16 protein-coding genes are annotated in these 21,070 nt (G+C 69.2%); 6 read left to right on the forward strand and 10 right to left on the reverse strand.

All coding sequences use genetic code 11. The annotated features are described in order from the left end of the window. Nucleotides 1-10: 10 nt before the first annotated feature. Both AAHA49_RS10785 and AAHA49_RS10790 read left to right on the forward strand, forming a co-directional pair. Complete coding sequence (locus tag AAHA49_RS10785) at nucleotides 11-2,566, forward strand: M3 family metallopeptidase (protein ID WP_339393066.1); 2,556 nt, start codon at nucleotides 11-13, stop codon at nucleotides 2,564-2,566. Continuing rightward, a complete protein-coding gene (locus AAHA49_RS10790; RefSeq protein ID WP_342038276.1) occupies nucleotides 2,550-3,248 on the forward strand; it encodes a queuosine precursor transporter in 699 nt (232 codons plus the stop codon). The genes AAHA49_RS10785 and AAHA49_RS10790 overlap by 17 nt, the downstream gene beginning before the upstream one ends. Nucleotide 3,249: 1 nt before the next feature. Here the strand turns inward: AAHA49_RS10790 and tgt are convergent, their stop codons facing one another. Beyond that, complete coding sequence (tgt, locus tag AAHA49_RS10795) at nucleotides 3,250-4,518, reverse strand: tRNA guanosine(34) transglycosylase Tgt (RefSeq protein ID WP_342038277.1); 1,269 nt, start codon at nucleotides 4,516-4,518, stop codon at nucleotides 3,250-3,252. A gap of 21 nt (nucleotides 4,519-4,539) precedes the next feature. Here tgt and mmuM point away from each other — a divergent pair, with 21 nt between their 5' ends. Next, nucleotides 4,540-5,481, forward strand: coding sequence for a homocysteine S-methyltransferase (mmuM, locus tag AAHA49_RS10800; RefSeq protein ID WP_342038278.1), 942 nt, complete (start codon nucleotides 4,540-4,542; stop codon nucleotides 5,479-5,481). Here the strand turns inward: mmuM and AAHA49_RS10805 are convergent. Together AAHA49_RS10805 and AAHA49_RS10810 are read right to left on the reverse strand one after the other, a co-directional pair. After that, complete coding sequence (locus AAHA49_RS10805; RefSeq protein WP_342038279.1) at nucleotides 5,438-6,859, reverse strand: FAD-binding oxidoreductase; 1,422 nt, start codon at nucleotides 6,857-6,859, stop codon at nucleotides 5,438-5,440. The genes mmuM and AAHA49_RS10805 overlap by 44 nt on opposite strands. Next, the gene (locus AAHA49_RS10810; protein ID WP_342038280.1) at nucleotides 6,856-7,935 is read right to left on the reverse strand and encodes a histidinol-phosphate transaminase; all 1,080 of its coding nucleotides are present in this window, start codon (nucleotides 7,933-7,935) and stop codon (nucleotides 6,856-6,858) included. The genes AAHA49_RS10805 and AAHA49_RS10810 overlap by 4 nt, the downstream gene beginning before the upstream one ends. A gap of 420 nt (nucleotides 7,936-8,355) precedes the next feature. Here AAHA49_RS10810 and AAHA49_RS10815 point away from each other — a divergent pair, with 420 nt between their 5' ends. Together AAHA49_RS10815 and mqo are read left to right on the forward strand one after the other, a co-directional pair. Beyond that, nucleotides 8,356-9,909: a sigma-70 family RNA polymerase sigma factor gene (locus AAHA49_RS10815; protein ID WP_342038281.1), complete on the forward strand. Its 1,554-nt coding sequence runs from the start codon at nucleotides 8,356-8,358 to the stop codon at nucleotides 9,907-9,909. 131 nt (nucleotides 9,910-10,040) lie between these two features. Further along, complete coding sequence (gene mqo, locus AAHA49_RS10820) at nucleotides 10,041-11,516, forward strand: malate dehydrogenase (quinone) (RefSeq protein WP_339393073.1); 1,476 nt, start codon at nucleotides 10,041-10,043, stop codon at nucleotides 11,514-11,516. Nucleotides 11,517-11,574: 58 nt separating this feature from the next. Here mqo and AAHA49_RS10825 read toward each other — a convergent pair whose 3' ends face one another. From AAHA49_RS10825 to AAHA49_RS10835, 3 genes are all read right to left on the reverse strand, one after another. After that, nucleotides 11,575-12,402 (reverse strand): bifunctional allantoicase/(S)-ureidoglycine aminohydrolase, encoded by an 828-nt coding sequence (locus AAHA49_RS10825; RefSeq protein WP_342038282.1) that lies wholly within the window; start codon nucleotides 12,400-12,402, stop codon nucleotides 11,575-11,577. 47 nt (nucleotides 12,403-12,449) lie between these two features. Then, nucleotides 12,450-13,766: a DUF6986 family protein gene (locus AAHA49_RS10830; protein WP_342038283.1), complete on the reverse strand. Its 1,317-nt coding sequence runs from the start codon at nucleotides 13,764-13,766 to the stop codon at nucleotides 12,450-12,452. Nucleotides 13,767-13,840: 74 nt separating this feature from the next. Further along, entirely contained in the window at nucleotides 13,841-15,220 is a 1,380-nt protein-coding gene (locus AAHA49_RS10835; RefSeq protein ID WP_342038284.1) for an NAD-dependent malic enzyme, read from the reverse strand. Between the two features lie 153 nt (nucleotides 15,221-15,373). Here AAHA49_RS10835 and AAHA49_RS10840 point away from each other — a divergent pair, with 153 nt between their 5' ends. Next, on the forward strand, nucleotides 15,374-16,159 hold the full coding sequence (locus AAHA49_RS10840) for an IclR family transcriptional regulator (RefSeq protein WP_339393077.1): 786 nt from the start codon (nucleotides 15,374-15,376) through the stop codon (nucleotides 16,157-16,159). A 34-nt stretch (nucleotides 16,160-16,193) separates the two neighbouring features. Here the strand turns inward: AAHA49_RS10840 and aceE are convergent, their stop codons facing one another. The 4 genes from aceE to uraD all read right to left on the reverse strand — a co-directional run bounded on the left by aceE (nucleotide 16,194) and on the right by uraD (nucleotide 20,903). Beyond that, complete coding sequence (gene aceE / locus AAHA49_RS10845) at nucleotides 16,194-18,932, reverse strand: pyruvate dehydrogenase (acetyl-transferring), homodimeric type (protein WP_342038285.1); 2,739 nt, start codon at nucleotides 18,930-18,932, stop codon at nucleotides 16,194-16,196. A gap of 96 nt (nucleotides 18,933-19,028) precedes the next feature. Beyond that, nucleotides 19,029-19,913, reverse strand: a complete 885-nt coding sequence (gene pucL / locus AAHA49_RS10850) for a factor-independent urate hydroxylase (protein ID WP_342038286.1) — start codon at nucleotides 19,911-19,913, stop codon at nucleotides 19,029-19,031. A 175-nt stretch (nucleotides 19,914-20,088) separates the two neighbouring features. After that, entirely contained in the window at nucleotides 20,089-20,412 is a 324-nt protein-coding gene (gene uraH, locus AAHA49_RS10855; protein WP_342038287.1) for a hydroxyisourate hydrolase, read from the reverse strand. After that, nucleotides 20,409-20,903: a 2-oxo-4-hydroxy-4-carboxy-5-ureidoimidazoline decarboxylase gene (uraD, locus tag AAHA49_RS10860; RefSeq protein ID WP_342038288.1), complete on the reverse strand. Its 495-nt coding sequence runs from the start codon at nucleotides 20,901-20,903 to the stop codon at nucleotides 20,409-20,411. Before uraD ends, uraH begins: the two co-directional genes overlap by 4 nt. Nucleotides 20,904-21,070: the final 167 nt, after the last annotated feature.

The following is a 21,070-nucleotide window of genomic DNA, read 5'->3' on the forward strand; positions in this document are numbered from 1 at the left end:
TACGTCGACGATGAGTTCCGAACCAACGGCCGCCGATGTCTGGGACGAACTCCTCGACCCACAAGGCGACTTCTCCCTCCCCGACTTCACCGCCGTCACCCCCGACTCCCTCATCGCCGCCGCCCAGGCCGCGACCGACTTCGCCCTGTCCGAGGTCGACCACATCGTCACCGACGAGACCGATCCGACGTTCGCCACCGCCACCGTCCGCTTCGAATCGGCGACCGTGCCCATGGCACGGCTCGCCGCCCTCGTGCGCACGATCGAATCGAACCACCTCACCCCTGAGCTCACGGATGCCGTCGCCGAGGTGTGGGTCCGGTTGTCCGCGACCCGCACTCAGATGCTGCTGAACGTCGACCTCTTCCACCGCATCGAACAGGTGCCCACCACCGACCTCAACCCCGAGGACAAACGGCACCAGGAGCTGACGATCGAGAACTTCGTCCGCGCCGGAGCCCGCCTCGGCGAGGAGGACCGCGCGCACATGGCGACGATCGAAGCCGAACTCACCGCGCTCTCGACCTCCTTCTCCCGGGCACTCGGCACGGACACACGCGAACTCGCCGTCCACCTCGGCGAGGTGGGTCAGCTGGCGGGACTGAGCGAGGACCAGATCGCGGCCGCAGCCACCCGGGCCGGCGAACGCGAGGAGACCGGCTACCTGCTGCCGCTGAACAACTTCACCCAGCAGCTCGTCCTCGGCCCCCTGACCAGCGCGGAGACGCGCGAAAGGGTGCTCGCGAACTCGATGGCGCGCGGATCCCAGGGCGGGAAGGGCGACACCCGCGCGCAGGTCTCCGACATCACCGCACTGCGGGCCCTGCAGGCGAAGCTGCTCGGCTACCCCTCGTACTCCTCCTATGCGATCGACAACCAGACCGCCGGCGGCCCCGACGCCGCCGCCGACATCGTCTCCTCCCTCATCGCCCCCGCGAACGCCCAGCTGACCGCCGAACTCGACACGGTCCGCGCCCGCTACGGACTCGACGACATCGCCCCTTCCGATGTCATGCACTACCTCGCCAAGTACCGGCAGGACGAGTTCGGCGTCGACCCCGACGAGGTCGCGAAGTACTTCGAATTCTCCACCGTGCTCTCCGGCGGCGTCTTCCGTGCGGCCACCGGACTCTACGGGATCGCCTTCGCCGCCCGCGACGACATCGCCGGCTGGCATGACGACGTCCTCGCCTTCGAGGTCACCGACACCACCGACCGCACCCTCGGCCTCATCCTCATCGACCCCTACGCCCGGGACACGAAGCGCGGCGGAGCGTGGATGGACCAGCTCGTCCCCGCCTCGAGGCTGACCGGCGACCTGCCCGTCACCACCCTCTCCCTCAACCTCGCCAAACCGGGACCGGGCCGGCCCACGCTGCTCTCCCCGACCGAGCTGACGACGCTCTTCCACGAATTCGGCCACGTCCTCCACGGCCTGTTCGCGAACTCGACGTACCCGTCGACGGCCGGCACCTCGGTGCCCCGGGACTACGTCGAGTTCCCCTCCCAGTTCAACGAGATGTGGCGCTTCCACCCTCAGGTCCTCCCCCACTACGCCGTCCACGTCGACACCGGTGAGCCGATGCCGACCGAGATGGTCGACGCGCTGCTGGCCGCCGAGAGCTTCGGGCAGGGCTTCTCGACGATCGAATACCTCGCCGCGGCCATGCTCGACCTCTCGTGGCATTCGCTCGAAGCCGGCGAGCACATCACCGATGTGCTCTCCTTCGAATCCGAGGTCCTCGCCGCCTCCGGGTTCGCCCCGCTCGTGCCCCCGCGCTACCGCACGACGTACTTCGGCCACATCTTCGCCTCCGGGTACGCCGCCGGCTACTACTCGTACCTCTACTCCGAGGTCATCGCCGCGTGGGTGAGCGAATGGTTCGAGGCCCAGGGCGGGCTGAGCCGGGAAGCCGGCGACGGGTTCCGCGAGGCGATCCTCGCCCCCGGCTACTCGGTCGACCCGATGAGCGCGATCGAGAGGTTCTTCGGCGTCCGTCCCGACGTCGGCCCCCTCCTGCGCCGTCGCGGCCTCGCCGAGGCGATCCCTGAGCCGGCCGAGAACGATGCTGAGTCCGACGCCGACACCGACCGCCATCCCAACATCACCCGCATCGCCGAGATCCTCACCACGAACGGGATCGACCCGCAGATCACGGTCTTCACCGAGGCCACCCCGACGGCCGCCTCGGCGGCGGAGCGGCTCGGAGTCGACGTCGGAGCGATCGCCAACAGCCTCATCTTCTCCGCAGGCGGCGACCCTGTGCTCATCATGACCTCGGGCGCCCACCGCGTGGACACGGACGTCGTCGCAGACCTCATCGGCGTCGACTCCCTCGACCGCGCCGACAAGGACCTCGTGCGATCAGCGACCGGTCAGGTCATCGGCGGGGTCGCCCCCATCGGCCACCCCGCACCGATCCCCACCTACATCGACACAGCCCTGCGCGAGTTCCCCGAACTCTGGGTCGCCGCCGGCACCCCGCACTCGATGATGCCGCTCACCTACGACCAGCTCGTCGCCCTGACCGGCGGGAAGGAGATCGCCGTTGTCGCAGGCCAGTGACGACCAGGGCAGCGAGACCGAACCCACCCACCGCCTCGCGGCCTTCGCATCCTCCCGCGGCCGGTACTACGCGATCTTCCTCGCGATCTTCTGCGCGGTCCTCATCATCTCGAACATCTCGGCGACGAAGGTCATCGGCTTCGGCCCCATCGTCACCGACGGCGGGGCGTTCCTCTTCCCCATCGCCTACATCCTCGGCGACGTCATCAGCGAGGTCTACGGTTTCAAGGCCGCCCGCAAGGCCGTGATCACCGGCTTCGCCCTGCAGATCCTCGCGACCTTCGTCTTCTGGCTCGTCCTCATCTCACCGCCGGGACCGGGGTATGAGAATCAGGATGCGTTCGCCGCGGTCCTCGGCTTCTACCCGCGCATCGTCGCGGCCTCCCTGGCCGGGTACTTCGTCGGGCAGCTGCTCAACTCCTACGTCCTCGTCGCCGTGAAGAAGCGCATGGGCGAGTCGAAGCTCTGGGTCCGCCTCCTCACCTCGACCGGGGTCGGCGAGTTCGTCGACACGCTGCTCTTCTGCACGATCGCGTTCGCCGGGGTCATCCCCGGCCTCGACTTCCTCACCTACATCGTCGTCGGCTTCGTCTACAAGGTCGCCGTCGAGGTCATCCTCCTGCCGGTGACCTACCGCGTCATCACGGTCGTCAAACGGCACGAACCCAGTTACGCGCTCTGACTCACCCTGCGTAGTAGCGGCCGAGCACCTCGGCCTCGAGTTCCGCGAAGCGCCCGTCCTCCATCGCCTGCCGGATCTCGGCGACGAGGCTGACGACGAAGTGCTCGTTGTGGATCGTGCACAGGGTCGAGAAGAGCATCTCCTTGGCCTTGTACAGGTGCCGCAGGTACGCCCGCGAATAGTTCGCGCACGTGTAGCAGTCGCATTCGGGGTCGAGGGGACCGAAGTCGCGGCGGTACTTGGCACCCGTGAGGTTGTACCGGCCGTCGCGGGTGTAGATCGCGGCGTTGCGGGCGACCCGCGAGGGTGAGACGCAGTCGAAGGTGTCCGCCCCGGTCTTGATCGCCTCGAAGAGGTCGTCGGGTTCGGAGATCCCCAGCAGATGCCGCGGCTTGTCCTCCGGCAGCTCCTCGCATACCCAGCGGATGATCGTCCCGAGGTTCTCCTTCTCCAGGGCTCCGCCGATGCCGAAGCCGTCGAAGTCCATCGCCCCGAGATCACGGGCGGCCTTGCGCCGCAGATCCTCGTACTGCGCACCCTGGAGGACCCCGAAGAGCGCCTGGTAGGGCCGGTGCGACCGGGATTCGGTCAGCCGTCGGTGCTCCTCGATGCAGCGGATCGCCCACAGTCGGGTCCGCTCGAGCGAGGTCTCCTGGTAGCCGCGGGTGTTGACCAGCGTCGTCAGCTCGTCGAAGGCGAACATGATGTCCGCGCCGAGCTGATGCTGGACCTGCATCGAGACCTCGGGCGTGAACCGGTGCATCGTCCCGTCGAGGTGGGACTTGAACGTCACCCCGTCGTCGTCGACGTTCGACAGCCGCTCCTTGCCCTCGGCGATGACGTCGTCGTTCTGCTCGCCGGTGAGCTCCATCGAGATGACCTTCTTGAACCCCGCGCCGAGGCTCATCACCTGGAATCCGCCGGAGTCGGTGAACGTCGGTCCCGGCCAGTTCATGAACCGCCCCAGCCCGCCGGCTTCGTCGACGATGTCCGAGCCCGGCTGGAGGTAGAGGTGGTAGGCGTTCGCGAGCACCGCCTGCCCGCCGAGGGCCGCGACGTCCTCGGGTTTGACGGCCTTGACCGTGGCCTTCGTCCCCACGGGGATGAAGGCGGGGGTGGGGATCTGCCCGTGCGGGGTGGAGATGACGCCGGTGCGCCCGCCCGTCTCGAGCCGGGTGCCGACTTCGAAGCCGAAGGCCGAACGGTCGTTGATGGGCGCTGCCTCGACGGGCACGGTCTCAGATGCTGCGGGCGATTCGATTCCGGTCACCGGACAAGTTTAACTGGGTCGATGGGCACGACCTTCACCACGGCACTCGACACGAGCCTGGGCTCCGGCGTCCCCCTCGTCCTCGACGGCGGCTTGGGCACCGCGCTCGAAACCCGGGGTGTCGGGCTCGACCATGATCTGTGGTCGGCCGGTCTCCTCCGTGATGATCCGCAGACCCTCGCCGAGGTGCACGCCGCCTTCGCCGCCGCCGGTGCCGACATCGTCACGACCGCGAGCTACCAGCTGAGCACCCGTGCCGGCCTGAGCGGGGCAGAGGTCGGCCGCCTCGCGGCGGCCAGCGTCGACATCGCCCGGCGGGCGGTGGCCGGGGCCTCCTTCGTCGCCGGTTCCGTGGGTCCGTTCGGGGCCGCCCTCGGCGACGGCTCGGAGTACACCGGCGACTACCGTCTCACAACTGACGAGTTCGCCGCCTTCCACCGTCCCAGGATCGAGGCCCTCGCCGATTCCGGCGCCGACGTCATCGCCCTGGAGACCCAGCCGAACCTCGCCGAGATCCGCGTGCTCGCCGACCTCGCCGAGGACGTCGGCGTCCCTGCGTGGCTGTCGGTGACGCTCGCCGACGGGGACGCGACTTCTCCGCGTCTGCCCGACGGTGCCCCGCTCACCGCGATCGCCGAGGTGGCCTGCGCCCATCCGATCATCCGCGCGCTCGGCGTCAACTGCGTCCGACCGGCCCAGGTGTCGTCGGCCCTTGAGGCGCTTGCGACCGGCACGGATCTCCCGCTGCTCGCCTACCCGAACTCGGGTGAGACCTACGATGCGGAGACGATGGAATGGCGGCCGGCAGCGCCGTCGGCAGCAGAGCCGGACGACCGCCTCGGCGCATGGCCGGTCGACCACTGGATCGACCACGGTGCCCGGATATTGGGCGGCTGCTGCCGGACGACGCCGGATGACATCATTGCCCTGAGAGCGTCCCTGGCAGCACCTTCCCGGGATTGAGGATCCCCAAGGTGTCGAGGGTGTCCTTGATCCCCGCCTGCAGGCGCTGGGCTCCCTGATCGAGCTCCCGGCCGAGCCATTCGCGTTTGAGATACCCGACCCCGTGCTCCCCCGTGATCGTCCCGCCGAGTTCGAGCCCGAGCGCCATGATCTCGGCGAACGCCGCCTGCGCCTGGGCGATCTGCTCCTCGTCGCGGGCGTCGAAGAGGACGGAGGGATGCATGTTCCCATCCCCCGCATGCCCTGCCGTGGCGACGGCGATGTCGTAGCGGTCGTCGATCTCCCGCAGCCGGGCGAAGAACTCGCCGAGGCGGGACCGGGGCACGCAGACGTCGTCGACGAGCTCTCCCCCGCCGTGGGCGTTCGCGTACTGCTCCATCGCCGGGGCTACGGCCCGTCGGGCGGCGACGAGCATGTCGCTGTCGTCGGGGTCGTCGGAGACGACGACCTCGGTGGCTCCGTTGGACTCGGCCACGGACTGGAAGCGCGCCAGCACCGCCTCCGCCTCGGCGTGTGTGGCATCGGATTGGACGAGGAGGAGGGCGCCGGCGTCGTCGGGCAGACCGAAGTCCCCGAAGTCGTTGATCATCGCCATGGTCGCTGCGTCGATGAGCTCGAGCATCGAGGGCTGGAGGCCCGCGGCCATGAAGTCGGCGACGGTGCGCCCGGCGGATTCGGCGTCGGGGAAGATCCCCACCCCGGTCAGCGGCGGCGGGAGGGCCGGGGTGAGGCCGAGGGTGATCTCGACGATCACGCCGAGGATGCCCTCCGAGCCCACGAACAGGGAGGTGAGGTCGAGGCCGGCCACGCCCTTCGCCGTCTGATGTCCGAGCCTGGTCACGGTGCCGTCGGCGAGGACGACGGTGAGCCCGCGGACGTAGTCCTTCGTCACCCCGTACTTCACGCAGCACATGCCCCCGGCGTTCGTCGCGACGTTGCCGCCGATCGTCGAGATCGCCACCGAACCGGGATCGGGCGGGTAGGCAAGCCCTTCCGCCCTCAGCGCCGCCTTGAGGTCTGCGTTGATGACGCCGGGTTCGACACGGCAGATCCGGTTGACGGGGTCGACCTCGAGGATCGCGTCGAGGCCTGCGACGTTGAGCAGCAGGCTCCCGTCGACGGCGTTAGCCCCGCCGGAGAGCCCGGTGCGCGCACCTTGGGTGACGACGGGGATGCGGTGTTCGGTGGCGAAGCGCATGACGGCGACGACGTCGTCGACACTGCGGGCCCGGACGAGGCCGAGCGCCTGCCCGGCCGGGCAGAACAGCGCCCGGTCGAAGGCGTAGGCGTCGATGACGTCGCGGTCGGTGACGAGCGCACCCTCGGTGAGCCGGTCGGCGAGGTCGCCGAGGCTCTCCGCCGCCTGGTCGAGGCTCATCGGCCGGCGGCGAAGTCCGCGGCGACCGCGCGCACCCGGTCGAGGGCCTCATCGGCGCCGATGCTCACGCGCACGCCGCCCTTGAGCTTCCGGATCGCCACGGCCTGGGCCGCACACGCATCCTCGAAGGCCGCGGCCGCCTCGTCGTCGAGGGCGATCCACACATAGTTGCCCTGCGCGTCGGGAACGTCGAAGCCGAGGTCCCGCAGGTCGGCGGCGAACTGGTCACGGGTGGCCGCGACCTCCTTCGCCCGCACGAGCACCTCGTCGGTGCGGGCCAGGGACTTCGCGGCGGCGGCCTGCGCCCCGGCGGTGACGCTGAACGGGGCGACGACCTGCCGCAGGGCGGTCGCGATCTCGGCGTCGGCGACACCGTAGCCGACCCGCAGGCCCGCAAGTCCATGAGCCTTGGAGAAGGTGCGGGCGAGCACGAGGTTCGGGTGCTCACGGAAGGCAGCGAGCCCGTCGACCGCCTCGGCGTCGGTGGCGAACTCCCAGTACGCCTCGTCGAGGGCGACGATGACGTTCTCCGGGACCTCGGCCATGAAGCCCTCGAGCTCCTCGGTGCGCACCGAGGGCCCGGTCGGGTTGTTCGGCGAGCACAGCAGGACCAGCCGGGTCGTCTCGTCGATCTGGGCGAGCATCCCGGCGAAGTCGTGGCGACCGTCGGCCAGCAGCGGGACCGCGCGCTTCTCGGCCCCGCGGGCGGCGGCGAGGATCGGGTACATCTCGAACGACGGCCACGGGTAGACGACCGAGGTGCCGGCTTCGAGGGTGATGTTCGTCAGCGCCGAGAGGATCTCGGAGGCACCGGCGCCGGGGACCACCTCGGCGGGGTCGACGTCGAGGTAGGCGGCGAGGTCGGCCACGAGCCCCGTCGACTTCGGGTCGGGGTAGGCCGCGGGCGTCTGCGTGGCCTCGGCCACGGCCTCGGTGACCCCGGGCAGCGGGGGCCGGTGATTCTCGTTCGAGGACAGCTTGTACGGGGTCAGTCCCGTGTCGCCGGCCGGGGGCTTGCCCGGAACGTAGGGCGGGAACTGGGACAAGGCATCACGAAGGAGGAATCGTTTCGACATGCCCCCATCGTGACACAGGTAACGCGCGCAGGGCACCACCGGTCCGTGCCGGGGACGGGTGCCGGAAACGACCGCCGGGCACAATGTGGCCCTGCAGCGATCTGCAGGGCCACCGGGGATGAGTCGAGGACTCGAGGGGTCGTCCGTCACGGCGGGACGCGAAGGGCCATGGGTGGTGGACCCTTCACCTATACAGACCCGGTAGCGGGCTCGTTCGTTCGCGAACCGGCGGATTTTCTTCACGCTCACGAGAACTCCCAGGTGAGAGGCGAGGGCTCTCAAGGATGCTTGACGGATGACTGATTGTGAGAAGGGGGTGGGTGAACCTACAATGGATGGTTGAGCGTTCCCCTCGTTCCGCCTCCTCGCACCCGCGATCAGGCGCCGTCCCCTCAAGTCCCCTCCCGAGGCGAAGGATCGATGTCCGAACCCTTGAGCACCATCCCCGACGCAGATCTCGTCGCCCGCATCATCGAGGGCACCCCGGATTCCGAGGACGGCCGCGCGGCCTTCGCCGAACTCTACGACCGGCACCGCCTTCCCGCACTCCACTTCGCCCTGCGCCTGACCCAGGATCCCACCCGCGCCGAGGATGCGGTGGCCGAGGCCTTCGCGAAGATCTGGCGCGCGTGGGGCAACGGTTCGGGGCCGCGGGAATCCTTCAAGTCCTATCTCATGACCGCGGTGCGCTCGGAGGCCCACCGGTCCACGGCGACGTCGAAGGCGACGACCGCCGTCGACCCCGAGGTCCTTGCCGTCCTCGCCGGCAGCGGCCCCAAGGACGTCGCGAGCGAGGTCTCCGAACGCGACCAGCTGGCTCGGGCGTTCCGGACCCTGCCGACCTCGTGGCAGCAGGCGATCACGATGATCGACATCGACGGCACCTCGACGGCTGCCGCTGCTGCCGCCCTCGGACTCTCGGCGAACGCCTTCAACTCGCTCCTCCACCGCGCTCGGGAGGGGCTGCGCACCGCGTACCTGCAGGAGCACGTCGAACCCGCGCAGCCCGCGTGCGCCGAATACTCCTCCGAACTCGCCCGCTATGTGCGCAACCACCTGGGACTCAAGCGCGGCAAATCCGTCGAGTCGCACCTGCGCCACTGCATCTACTGTCGGCGCCAGTCGCTCGTGCTCAGCCGCCTCAACACCACACTCGGAGCGTGGCTGACCCCCGCCATGCTCGCCGGCGCCCTCATCGAGTCCGGTCAGTTCCCGGCCGTGCCGACCCTCGCCGAGGCGGCCGCCGGGGCCGCCGGCGGGTCGGCTGTCGAGCCTGCCGGCACAGCCGGTGAGCCGGTCGGTGCTGCCGAACCGGCGGGGGCGTCGGGCAGCGGCCTCTCCTCGGGCAGCGGCCTCGCGACCGTCGTCAAGATCGCCGCCGCCGTCCTCATCGCCACCGCCGCGGTCGCGGCGGGAACGCTCGCGCTCACGCGCGGCGGCGAGGTGCCCGAGGCTGCGAGCACTCCATCGCCGGCACCGACGGCGACTGCTCAGTTCGACGACGCCGAGGGCAGCTCGTCGCCGAACCAGGGGGCGCCGCCCTCGGCGAACCAGCCCGATGCCTTCGCTCCCCAGAGCCCGGCCGAGGTGCCCGCCGAGCCCGCACAGCGAGTGCGACCGCCGTCGCCGCAGCGCCCGCACCCTGTCCCCCGCGAGAATCCCGAGACTGCGCGTCCGACCGATCCTCCCGCCGCACCGGCACCGAGTCCACCGGCACCCGCACCGAGTCCGGACCCCACGGAGGAGCCGAGCCCGGCGCCGACCCCGACCGAGGAGCCCGCCCCGACCCCGTCGCCGACCGAGGAACCCAGTCCGACTCCGACCGAAGAGCCCAGCCCGACCCCGACGCCCACCGACGAGCCGACCCCGACGCCGACTCCCACCGAGGAACCGACGCCCGACCCGTCGCCGACCGATGGGGGCGAGCTCTGCCACGATGTCGGCTGGGGCTGGCACTGCCACCCTTCGCGCTGAGTCGCTTGCGCTTCAGTCGCCTGCGCTGAGAGTGATCATCGTCTCCGGTTCCCGGCCCCGACTTCGGGTTGGGGCGGGGCTCGGAGTAGTCTGAAGGTCGTTAAAGCCTCTGACGAAGAATGCGAGTGGAAATGCCCTCAACGCAGGAAAAGGTCGACGTTGTCCTCATCGGCAGCGGCATCATGAGCGCCACCCTCGGCGCGATGCTGACCGAACTCCAGCCCGACTGGGACATCCGGGTCTACGAGAAGCTCGACTATGTCGCCAAGGAGAGCTCCGACCCGTGGAACAACGCCGGCACCGGTCATGCCGCACTGTGCGAGCTCAACTACACCCCCGAGGACGCGAACGGCCACATCGACCTGACGAAGGCTTCGCAGATCAACGAGCAGTTCCATCATTCGCGCCAGTACTGGTCGCACCTCGTCGACACCGGGGTGCTCCCGGAGCCGAAGAACTTCATCAACCAGGTTCCCCACATCAGCTACGGCCGCGGTGAGAAGGGCCGGGACTACATCCGGAACCGCCGCGAGCAGATGGTCCGCAACCCGCTCTTCGCGGAGATGGAGTACACCGACGATCCGGCCACGCAGGCCGAGTGGCTGCCGCTCATGTTCGAGGGCCGCGGACCCGGTCAGGTCAACGGCATCTCGCGCACGCAGATCGGCACCGACGTCGACTTCGGTTCGCTCTCCCGCCAGCTGCTGCGCTACACGGCCGACAAGGGCGCGACGATCCGCACGAGCCACCAGGTCACCGACCTCGATCGCGCCTCCGACGGCTGGACCGTCACGGTGCGCGACCTGCTCTCGCGTGAGACCCACAAGGTGAGCGCGAAGTTCGTCTTCATCGGCGCCGGCGGCGGTGCCCTGCCCCTGCTGCAGAAGTCCGGCATCCCCGAAGGACGCGGCTACGGCGGCTTCCCCGTCTCCGGCATCTTCCTGCGCACCGCGAACCCCGAGCTCGTCTCCCGGCACCAGGCGAAGGTCTACGGTCAGGCCTCGTTCGGCGCCCCCGCGATGTCCGTGCCCCACCTCGACACCCGTGTCGTCGACGGCCAGGACTACCTCATGTTCGGCCCCTACGCCGGATTCTCGCCGAAGTTTCTCAAGCAGGGCCGCTTCACCGACCTGCCGTTCTCCGTGCGCGGGAACAACCTGCCGACGATGCTCGGCGTCGCGAAGGACAACACCGACCTCGTCACCTACCTGCTCTCCGAGCTCGCGGCCTCGAAGAAGGCCCGCTTCGCGGCGATGAACGAGTTCATCCCCGAGGTGGACCCCGCCGACTGGGAGTTCATCCAAGCCGGTCAGCGCGTCCAGGTGATGAAGCACGACGCCAAGCGCGGCGGAGTGCTCGGCTTCGGCACCGAACTCGTCTCCTCCGCCGACGGTTCGATCGCCGCCCTCCTCGGCGCCTCCCCGGGCGCGTCGACGGCGGTGGCGATCATGCTCGGTCTGCTCAAGACCTGCTTCCCCCGTCAGTACGACGGCTGGGAGCCCTCGCTCAAGGACATGGTCCCCTCGCTCGGTCGCAGCCTCGCCGACGACGAGACCCTGCTCACCGAGCTCTCGGAGTACACCGCGAGGACCCTTCAGCTCATCTGAGCGGGGCTCGCCGGGGCCCGCTCATCTGAGCGGAACACATCAGCCGTCAGGTCGCGCCTCAGAGCTCGACCTGGCGGTTGACGTCTTTGTAGAGCAGGTAGCGGAAGCGGCCGGGACCGCCCGCATAGCAGGCCTGCGGGCAGAATGCGCGCATCGAGATGAAGTCGCCCTCCTGCACCTCCACCCAGTCGCCGTTGAGACGGTAGACGGCTTTGCCTTCGAGGACGTAGAGGCCGTGCTCCATCTCGTGGGTCTCCGCGAACGGGATGACCGCACCGGGTTCGAAGGTGACGATGTTGACGTGCATGTCGTAGGCGAGGTTCGCAGGGTCGAGCGGACGCGTCGTCCGCCACCGGTCATCGGTGCCCGGCATCGAGGAGGGTTCGACATCGCCCTCGTTGCCGAACGCCGCCTCCGGGGTCAGCCCTGCGACCTCCTGATAGCGCTTGCGCACCCAGTGGAAGCGGGCCGCCTCGGCGCCGGTCGAGGACGCGCTCCACGTCGACCCCGCGGGCAGGTACGCGAACCCGCCGGGGGTGAGCACATGGTCGGTGCCCTCGTGGGTGACAGTGAGCTCACCGGCCATGAGGAAGAGGAAGCCCTCGACCTCCGGCTGCGGTTCGGGACGCTCGGAGCCGCCCCCGGGGGCGACCTCGAGGATCGTCTGCGAGAACGTCACCGCTCCCCCGGCCACGGGCTTCGACAGCACCCACGAACGCGTCCCGGTCCATTCGGGCAGCGCCGAGGTGACGATGTCGCGCAGCACGCCGCGGGGGATGACCGTGTAGGCCTCGGTGACGATCGCGCGGTCGGTGAGCAGGTCCGACTGCGGCGGGTGTCCGCCGGTCGGCGCCCAGTAGGTGTACGGGTCGGTGGTGATGCTCATGGGGCTCCTTCGGTCTCTCGTGCGTTCTCTGGGGTCTGCGGGGCCGCTCAAGCCTGCGGCTGGGTCGTCCCGGTGCGGGCGAGCGCCTCGAGGGTCTCAACCGGCAGGTCGATGCGCTCCTCGACCTCGTCGGGTGCATGCGCCCCGCACGAGAGCCCGCGGCTGAGGTAGCGGGCGAGCGCCTTCGCGGTCGCCGGTTCGTCGAGGACGCCGGAGTCGGTGCGGTGGACGTAGCTGCGCAGGCGTGCTGCGGCGAGTTCGAGGCCCTCCCGGTAGAACCGGAAGGTCGCGAGGAACCGCGTGGGCAGCTGGTTGGGGTGCATGTCCCAGCCCTGGTAGATCCCCCGGCGCAGGTGCCGGCGGACGAGGCGGGCGTGGAGGCTCCAGGCCTGCTGGATCGCTTCGGGCTCGCCCACGGGGAGGATGTTCGTCGACCCGTCGGAGAGGTGGACGCCGGTGCCGGCGACGGCGAGCATCATCTGGTTCTTCGCGAAGTCCGCGACGGGGTGCTCCATCGACTGGTAGGCCGCGGCCACCCCCATCGACGCCGAATAGTCGTACGTGCCGTAGTGGAGCGAGGTGATCCGTCCCTCCCCGGCGTCGAGCACGGCCGGCAGCGGCACGGTGCCGTCGGGGCCGAGGATGAGCTGCGGGGTCTCGACCTGGACTTCGAAGGTGATCGAGCCGTCGGCCAGACCGTTCTCGGCCTCGAGCGCTCGGACGGCGAGCACCATCGCCTGCACCTGGGCGGGGGTGCTCACCTTGGGCAGGGTGAGCACGAGGCCCTCCGGCAGGGAACCGCTGCCGGCGATCGCCTCGGTGACGAAGAGCTCGAGGGTGCGCAGACCCCTGGCTCGGGTGGCCGCCTCGAGGCTCTTGAAGCGGATGCCGACGAACCCAGGGGCGGTGGGCTCCCCGCGGGAGGCGACGGCGGCCCGGGCGGCCGCACGCACGGCGGCGTCCTCGGCCTCGTCGCCCCGGTCGCCGAAGCCGTCCTCGAAGTCGAACCTCAGGTCCTCGATCGGTTCGCTCGAAAGCTTCCGGGTCACCGCCTCGGCGAGCAGCTCCGCCTCCCGGGCGACCTGGTGGAGGCTGGGCGGGGTCTGCCCGAAGGCCTCCCCGCTCTCCTTGCGGGAGGCGACGATGACGCGTTCGGCGAGCTGGACCATGCCGCCGCCGGCCTCGACGGCCGCCAGCGCCTGCTCACCCCACTCCTGCTGGATCCTCGGACTCGCGTGGTCACCGGGGACGTAGACCGTGTGGATCGGCTGGCGGACGTCCCGGTCACCCGGATAGCGCGTGCTCAGCAGCTCATCCGTGTCCGCGAGCAGAGCATCGATGTCATCCAGCGTTGTTCGCTTCACTGCTTCCTCTTCCGTTGCCGTGTGGGTGAGCCTGCCGGTCTCCCCACCATTGTCGCTCACATACATGTCTCCCCTCACCGTGAGACGGCGGCGACGGCCTCGGCGACCTTCTTCGCGACCTCGGGGTCGAAGACCGAGGGCACGACGTAGCCGGGGTGGAGGTCCTCTTCGGGGATGCACGAGGCGATCGCGTCGGCGGCGGCGACCATGATCGACTCGTCGACGTCGGTGGCTTCGGCGTCGAGGAGTCCGCGGAAGATCCCGGGGAACGCGAGGACGTTGTTGATCTGGTTGGGGTAGTCGCTGCGGCCGGTGGCGACGACGGCGGCGTGCTTGAGCGCCTCGGCGGGGTCGACCTCGGGGTCGGGGTTGGCCATCGCGAAGACGAGGGCCCCGTCGTTCATCGCCGCGATGTCGCTGCCATCGAGGATGTTCGGGGCGGAGACGCCGATGAAGACGTCCGCGCCGACCACGGCTTCCTTGAGCGTGCCGGAGAAGCCCTCGGGGTTGGTGTTCTCCTTCAGCCACACCTTGTGCTCGGTGTCGACGACCGAATCCGGCCCGATCGCCCCGTCGCGTCCGCACGCGATGATGGTCCGGGCTCCGGCGACCTGGAGGAGGCGGATGATCGCATGTCCGGCGGCACCCACGCCGGAGACGACGATGCGGACATCCCCGATGTCCTTGCCGACGACCTTCAGTGCGTTCTTCAGGGCGGCGAGGGTGACGATGCCCGTGCCGTGCTGATCGTCGTGGAAGACGGGGATGTCGAGTTCGTCGCGCAGACGGCGTTCGATCTCGAAGCAGCGCGGGGCGGAGATGTCCTCGAGGTTGATCCCGCCGTATGCCGGGGCGATGGCCTTGCAGATCGCGATGATCTCCTCGGTGTCCTTCGTATCGAGTGCCACCGGCCAGGCGTCGACGCCGGCGAACTGCTTGAACAGCACGGCCTTGCCCTCCATGACCGGCATCGCGGCTTCGGGTCCGATGTCGCCGAGGCCGAGGACCGCGGTGCCGTCGGTGACGACGGCGACGGTGTTGCGTTTGATCGTCAGGCGCCTGGCATCGTCCTTGTTCGCAGCGATCGCCGTGCACACCCGGGCGACACCCGGAGTGTAGGCGCGGGAGAGGTCGTCGCGGTTGCGCAGGGGCACCTTGGGGGTCGATTCGAGCTTCCCGCCGAGGTGGAGGAGGAAGGTCCGGTCGGAGACCTTGCGGACGTCGACCCCGGACAGGGCGCTCAGCTCGGTGGAGACCTCCTCGGCGTGGGCGACGTCGCGGGTGTCGGCGCTGACGTCGATGACGACGGTGTCGGGCGTGGATTCGACGACGTCGAGGGCGGTGATGGCGGCACCGGTCGCCGCGGCGGCCGCGACGAGGTCCGATGTCGACGCCTGCCCGACGGCCGTGGCCACGCGAAGGGTGATGGAGAATCCGGGACTGGGAACAGCCATTGTCATCCTCTCTGATGAAATTTATTCCGTATCATGGATGTTAGCTTCTGCATCATGGAATATCTAGTCGCGGCGGGCGCTGAACGGAAACTCTCTTCCATTCCGCAGTACACTGAGCGGAAGTGTCGCCCACTTCGAGGAAGAGGACAACGGATGACCACGAACGACTCAGCCACCCCTGCGATCCGCCAGACCAAGGGCGGAGTGCAGTCAGTCGAGCGGGCGTTCGGCCTCCTGGAGTGCATCGCGAACTCGCAGGGATCGGCCACGCTCAGCCACATCGCCGCCGACGTCAACCTGCCCCTGCCGACGATCCACCGCCTGCTCGGGACCCTGCTCGGCCTCGGCATCGTCCGGCAGCTGCCCGGCCGCGGCTACGCGCTCGGTCCCGGCCTCGTGCGGCTGGGCAATCTCGCCGGCGCCCAGCTCGGTGCGATCGCCCGCCCCTACCTGCGCACGCTCGTCGAGGAGCTCGGCGAGTCCGCGAACGTCGCGACCCTCGACGGGGACATGGTCGTCTACGTCGACCAGGTCGCCTCCGAGCGGCAGATGCGGATGTTCACCGAGGTGGGACGCCGCACCCATATGCACGACACCGGGGTGGGCAAGGCGATCCTCGCCGAACTCGATCCCGAACAGGTCCGCCACATCGTCTCCACCGCCGGCATGCCCACCCCCACCGAGCACAGCATCGCAACGATCGAGGACCTCGAGGCCGAACTCGACCGCATCCGCGAGCGCGGGTATTCGATCGACGAACAGGAGCAGGAGCTCGGAGTGCGCTGCTTCGCGATGTCCGTGCCCGACGCACCCTCACCGCTGGCGATCTCCGTCTCCGGGCCGATCAGCCGCGTCGACGAGGACTTCGCACAGCGCGCGATCCCGCTGCTGCGCTCGGCCGCCGAGCAGATCTCGGCCGATATGCGCCGAGGGGCATAGGGCCCCGCGGCGGCGCTGTCCTGCGACGGCGCTGCTACGCGTCCCCGCCGGCCGTGCCGGAGGTCCCCGCGGTGACGTCGTGAAGACGGTACTTCCGGGCCGCCTCGGCGGGCGCGGAAGCGGGCACCTCTCCGCGGTCGGCGAGCATCTGCAGGGCGCGGACGACCATCGAATGCGCGTCGATGCGGAATTGCCTCCGGGCTGCGGCCCGGGTGTCGGAGAAGCCGAACCCGTCGGCGCCGAGCGTCGCGAAGTCCTGGGTGAGGAAGGGGCGGATGAGGTCGGGTTGCGTCGAGTCGAAGTCGCTCGTGGCCACGATCGGTCCCGGCTGACCGCCGAGGCGGGAGCGGACAAAGGGCACGCGCGGCTCGGCCTCGACATCTCTCAGGCGCGCGGCCTCGCACTCGAGTCCGTCGCGGCGCAGCTGCGCCCACGAGGTCCCCGACCACACGGCCGCGTCGACGTCCCAGTCCTGGGCGAGCAGCCCGCGGGCCTCGAGCGCCCAGGGCACGGCGACCCCGGACGCGAGCAGCTGGACGACGGGTCGCTCCCCCGCCCCCGCCTCGGCGATCCGATGGATGCCCCGAAGGATCCCGTCGACGTCGACCCCTTCGGGTTCGGCGGGCTGGACCATGGGCTCGTTGTAGACGGTGAGGTAGTACATGACGTTGCGCGCGTCCTCGCCGAGGTCGTGCTCGCCGTACATCCGGTGGAGACCGTCTGCCATGATGTGGGCGATCTCGTAGCCGAAGGCCGGATCGTAGATCCGCACGGCCGGGTTCGTCGCCGCAAGCGTGGGCGAGTGCCCGTCCGCGTGCTGGAGGCCCTCCCCGGTCAGCGTCGTCCGGCCCGCGGTCGCGCCGATGATGAAGCCGCGGGTCATCTGGTCGGCCGCCGCCCAGAAGGCGTCGCCGGTGCGCTGGAAGCCGAACATCGAGTAGAAGACGTAGATGGGGATCATCGGCTGCCCGTGCGTCGAGTACGCGGTGCCGGCCGCCGTGAACCCGGCCGCCGCCCCCGCCTCGTTGATGCCGACGTGGAGGAGCTGGCCGGAGCTCGCCTCCTTGTAGGAGAGGAAGAGCTCCCGGTCGACGGCGAGGTAGTTCTGCCCGTTGGGGTTGTAGATCTTCGCGGTCGGGAAGAACGCGTCGATGCCGAAGGTGCGGGCCTCATCGGGGATGATCGGCACGATCCGCTCCCCCAGCCCCTTCTCCCGCATGAGGTCCTTGAGCAGGCGGACGAATGCCATCGTCGTCGCCGCCTGCTGCTGGCCCGAGCCCTTCTTCGACTGCGCGAACGCCTTGTCGCTTGCTGCCGGCAGGGTGATCGCGCTGCGGTCGCGCCTGCGTTCGGGGACGAACCCGCCGAGGCGGCGCCGCCTGTCGACCATGTACTCGATCGCCTCGTCGCCCGGCCCCGGATGGTAGTAGGGCACGGCGTAGGGATCATCGTCGATGACCTTGTCGGTGATGGGGATATCCATCCGGTCGCGGAAGGCCTTGATGTCAGCGGCAGAGAACTTCTTCATCTGGTGGGTCGCGTTGCGCGACTCGAAGCTCGTGCCCAGGCCGTAGCCCTTGACGGTCTGGACGAGGACGACCGTCGGCCGGTCCGTCTCGCTGACCGCACGATCGTAGGCGGCGAAGACCTTCTGGTAGTCGTGGCCGCCGCGTTTGAGGTTCCAGATGTCGTCGTCGCTCAGGTGCTCGACGAGGCTCTTCGTCACCGGGGAGCGGCCGAAGAAGTTGTCGCGGATGAAGCCCCCGGATTCGGCCTTGAACGTCTGGAAGTCCCCGTCGAGGGTCTCGTTCATGATCCGCACGAGATCGCCCGTGCGGTCGGCAGAGAGCAGGGAATCCCATTCGCGACCCCAGAGGACCTTGATGACGTTCCAGCCGGCGCCGGTGAAGACCGCTTCGAGCTCCTGGACGATCTTGCCGTTGCCGCGCACGGGCCCGTCGAGGCGCTGCAGGTTGCAGTTGACGACGAAGGTGAGGTTGTCCAGGCCCTCGTTCGCCGCGAGCTGCAGGGCCCCGCGCGATTCGGGTTCATCCATCTCGCCGTCGCCGAGGAACGCCCACACCCGCTGCTGGGAGGTGTCGGCGATCCCCCGATGGTGGAGGTAGCGGTTCATCTGCGCCTGGTAGATCGCGTTGATCGGCCCGAGTCCCATCGACACCGTGGGGAACTGCCAGAAGTCGGGCATGAGGCGGGGGTGCGGGTAGGAGCTCAGTCCGTTCGGCGCGCGCGAGACCTCCTGGCGGAAGCCGTCGAGCTGGGTCTCCGTCAGCCTGCCCTCGAGGAAGGCGCGGGAGTACATGCCGGGTGAGGCATGGCCCTGGAAGAAGACCTGGTCGCCGCCGCCGGGGTGGTCCTGGCCGCGGAAGAAGTTGTTGAACCCGATCTCGTAGAGCGTCGCGGCACCCGCGTAGGTGGAGATGTGTCCGCCGACGGAGATCTCGGGTCGCTGCGCCCGGTGGACGAGCATCGCGGCGTTCCACCGCAGCCATTTCCGGTAGCGGCGCTCGAGGCGCTCGTCACCGGGATAGGCCGGTTCCTGGTCGGCCGGGATCGTGTTGACGTAGTCCGTCGTCGTCACCTTCGGCTGGGCTACGGAGTTCGTCGCGGCCCGCCGGCGCAGGGCGTCCATGATCTCGCCGGCGCGCTGGGTGCCCTGCGTGGTCACGAGCCCCTCCCAGGATTCGAGCCATTCGTCGACCTCGTCGTCGGCGGGGGTCGCGGTGCTTTCGGGGCGGTTGGACAGTGCGGTCATCGGGGTTCGCCTCTCTGTCGGTTCTGAGAATCGGGCAGGGTCATACGACTCGGGCCCGCGGGAGAGGTTCCCGCGGGCCCGAGTCCGCAGCTGAGGTCAGCAGAAGCCCTTGATGTGCGTCCAGGCGTCCTTCGACTCCTCGACGCCGTCGCGGGTGAACGTCGCTTCGATGAGTCCGTAGGGACGGTCGGCGACGATGAACACCTCGTTGGGGTTCTCCAGCCCGAAGCGTTCGATGTCGTAGAGGAAGTGGTGCTTGTTCGGGCACGAGAAGCGGATCTCGTCGATCTCATCGACCTGCTCGATGACCTTCTCCCCCATCTTGTACAGGGTCTGCTGGAGGGCTTTCGAGTAGTGGTCGGTGAACGCGTCGAGGATGATCGCCTTGACCTTCTCATACGTCGCCTCGAAGTCGACGTCGGTGGTGTTGTAGACCCAGCGGGTGGCGATGTCGGTCGCCAGGATCCGATCCTCGGTCTCCGGCAGAGTCGTGTACTTGTCCCGCGGGTAGCCGACGAAGCCCGACGCCGTGGTCTTGAGCACCGTGAGGTCGCGGAAGCCCGAGATCAGCGTGTCCGTGTCCCCGTCGCGGGTGAGCACGGCGGTGCGCACCTCGGGCGCGGCCCGGTAGAACGAATGGTCGTGGTCGTTGATGCGCGCCCAGCCGAACTCCTCGGCCTCCCAGCGGCCCCCGCTCACCCAGTCGAAGCTCGAGGTGAAGTGGTCGGCGAGCCCGAGGAGGAACTGCTCGGGCGAGCTCACGCCGAGCTCCTTGGCCTTCGCGTAGACCGTGTTCTTCTGGGTGTCGGTGGCGACGACGTGCTCGTTGTCGCCTTCGGTGTGCGCGGTCTCGAAGTCGCCCCACAGCTGCGAGGTGACGTTGAGGTCGCGGATCTCATGCCGGTCGGTGTCGCGGTAGACCCGCATGAGGCGGTTCTCCGCCTTGCCGTACTGGTTCGTCGTCAGTTTCACTGTGCTCATTGCCGTACTCCTCGTTGTGCCGTCGCGGTGGTCGCTATCGGCCCGGATGTCTGACGAGGCTGCCGGTGGACTCCGGCGAGCTTCGGCGGTTTGTTGAGGATGGAGATCCTGCAGGGGGCCTGCTTCCCCTGGTGTCTGCGGATGTGCGGCGCGGTTCGCGCAGCGCTGCGGTGCCTCAGCTCCCCCGGTACGTGCTGTACGCGAACGGGCTGAGCAGCAGCGGGATGTGGTAGTGGGCCTCGCCCTCCCTGACGGTGAAGTCGATCGTCACCTGCGGGTGGAAGTGGTCCTGGCTGCGGGCCTCGAAGTACTCGCCGGTGCCGAAGACGATCCGGTAGGTGCCGGGCTCGAGCCGGTCGGGACCGAACTCGGAGACCCGGCCGCCCGCATCGGTGCGGGCGCTCACGATCTCCTCCTCCCCGTCGAAGAGGGTCACGGCGAGGTCCGCGGCGGGGGTGCCCGCGGTCGAGTCGAGGGCGTGGGCGGTGATGAAGCTCATGCGAGGATCCCTTCGAGGCGGAGGACGGCGATCTCGATGAGCTGGCGGCCCACCTCGGCGAGCTCATCGTCATCGGAGTTGGTCATGCGGCGGTCGAGTTCGGTCAGGATCTCCTCGGGGCTGCGGCCGGCGGCGCGGATGAGGAAGACCCGGTCGAAGCGCTCCTCGTAGGCGGCGTTGCCGGCGCGCAGGCGCTCTTCGACGGAGCCGTCGAGGGTGCCGAGGCCGGCCTGTTCGCGGGAGGAGTGGGCCGCCTCGGCGGAGTCGCCGCTCGCCTTCTCCCCGATCCGGGGATGGTGGGTCAGCGCCTGCCCGATCTCCTCGGGCGTGAGCGGGGAGGCGGCGGTGCGGGCGGACTCGAGCGCGGATTCGACCGTTCCGTACGGCCGGCCCGCGGTCACGGCATCGATCCAGCGCTCGACGTCGAGGCAGGGTCGCACGACCTCGCGGGCCTCGCGCTCCGGCAGCCGATCGAATTCGATCAGGTCCACATCGACCTCCAATGTCGCCCAAAGGCGGGGCGTCCGCGCGTCGGGCGACGTTTCGCTCTTCGGAAATGGTCTTCCATTCGTTGCAACGAGTGTGACGTGGGCCTCTGCGCGCTGTCAAATCGTTCCGGGCTCCAGAATGTCTATTTCGGAAGAAATTTTCCGAATCG

This window comes from Brevibacterium ammoniilyticum (genome assembly GCF_038429965.1).
GTDB classification, from domain to species: domain Bacteria; phylum Actinomycetota; class Actinomycetes; order Actinomycetales; family Brevibacteriaceae; genus Brevibacterium; species Brevibacterium ammoniilyticum.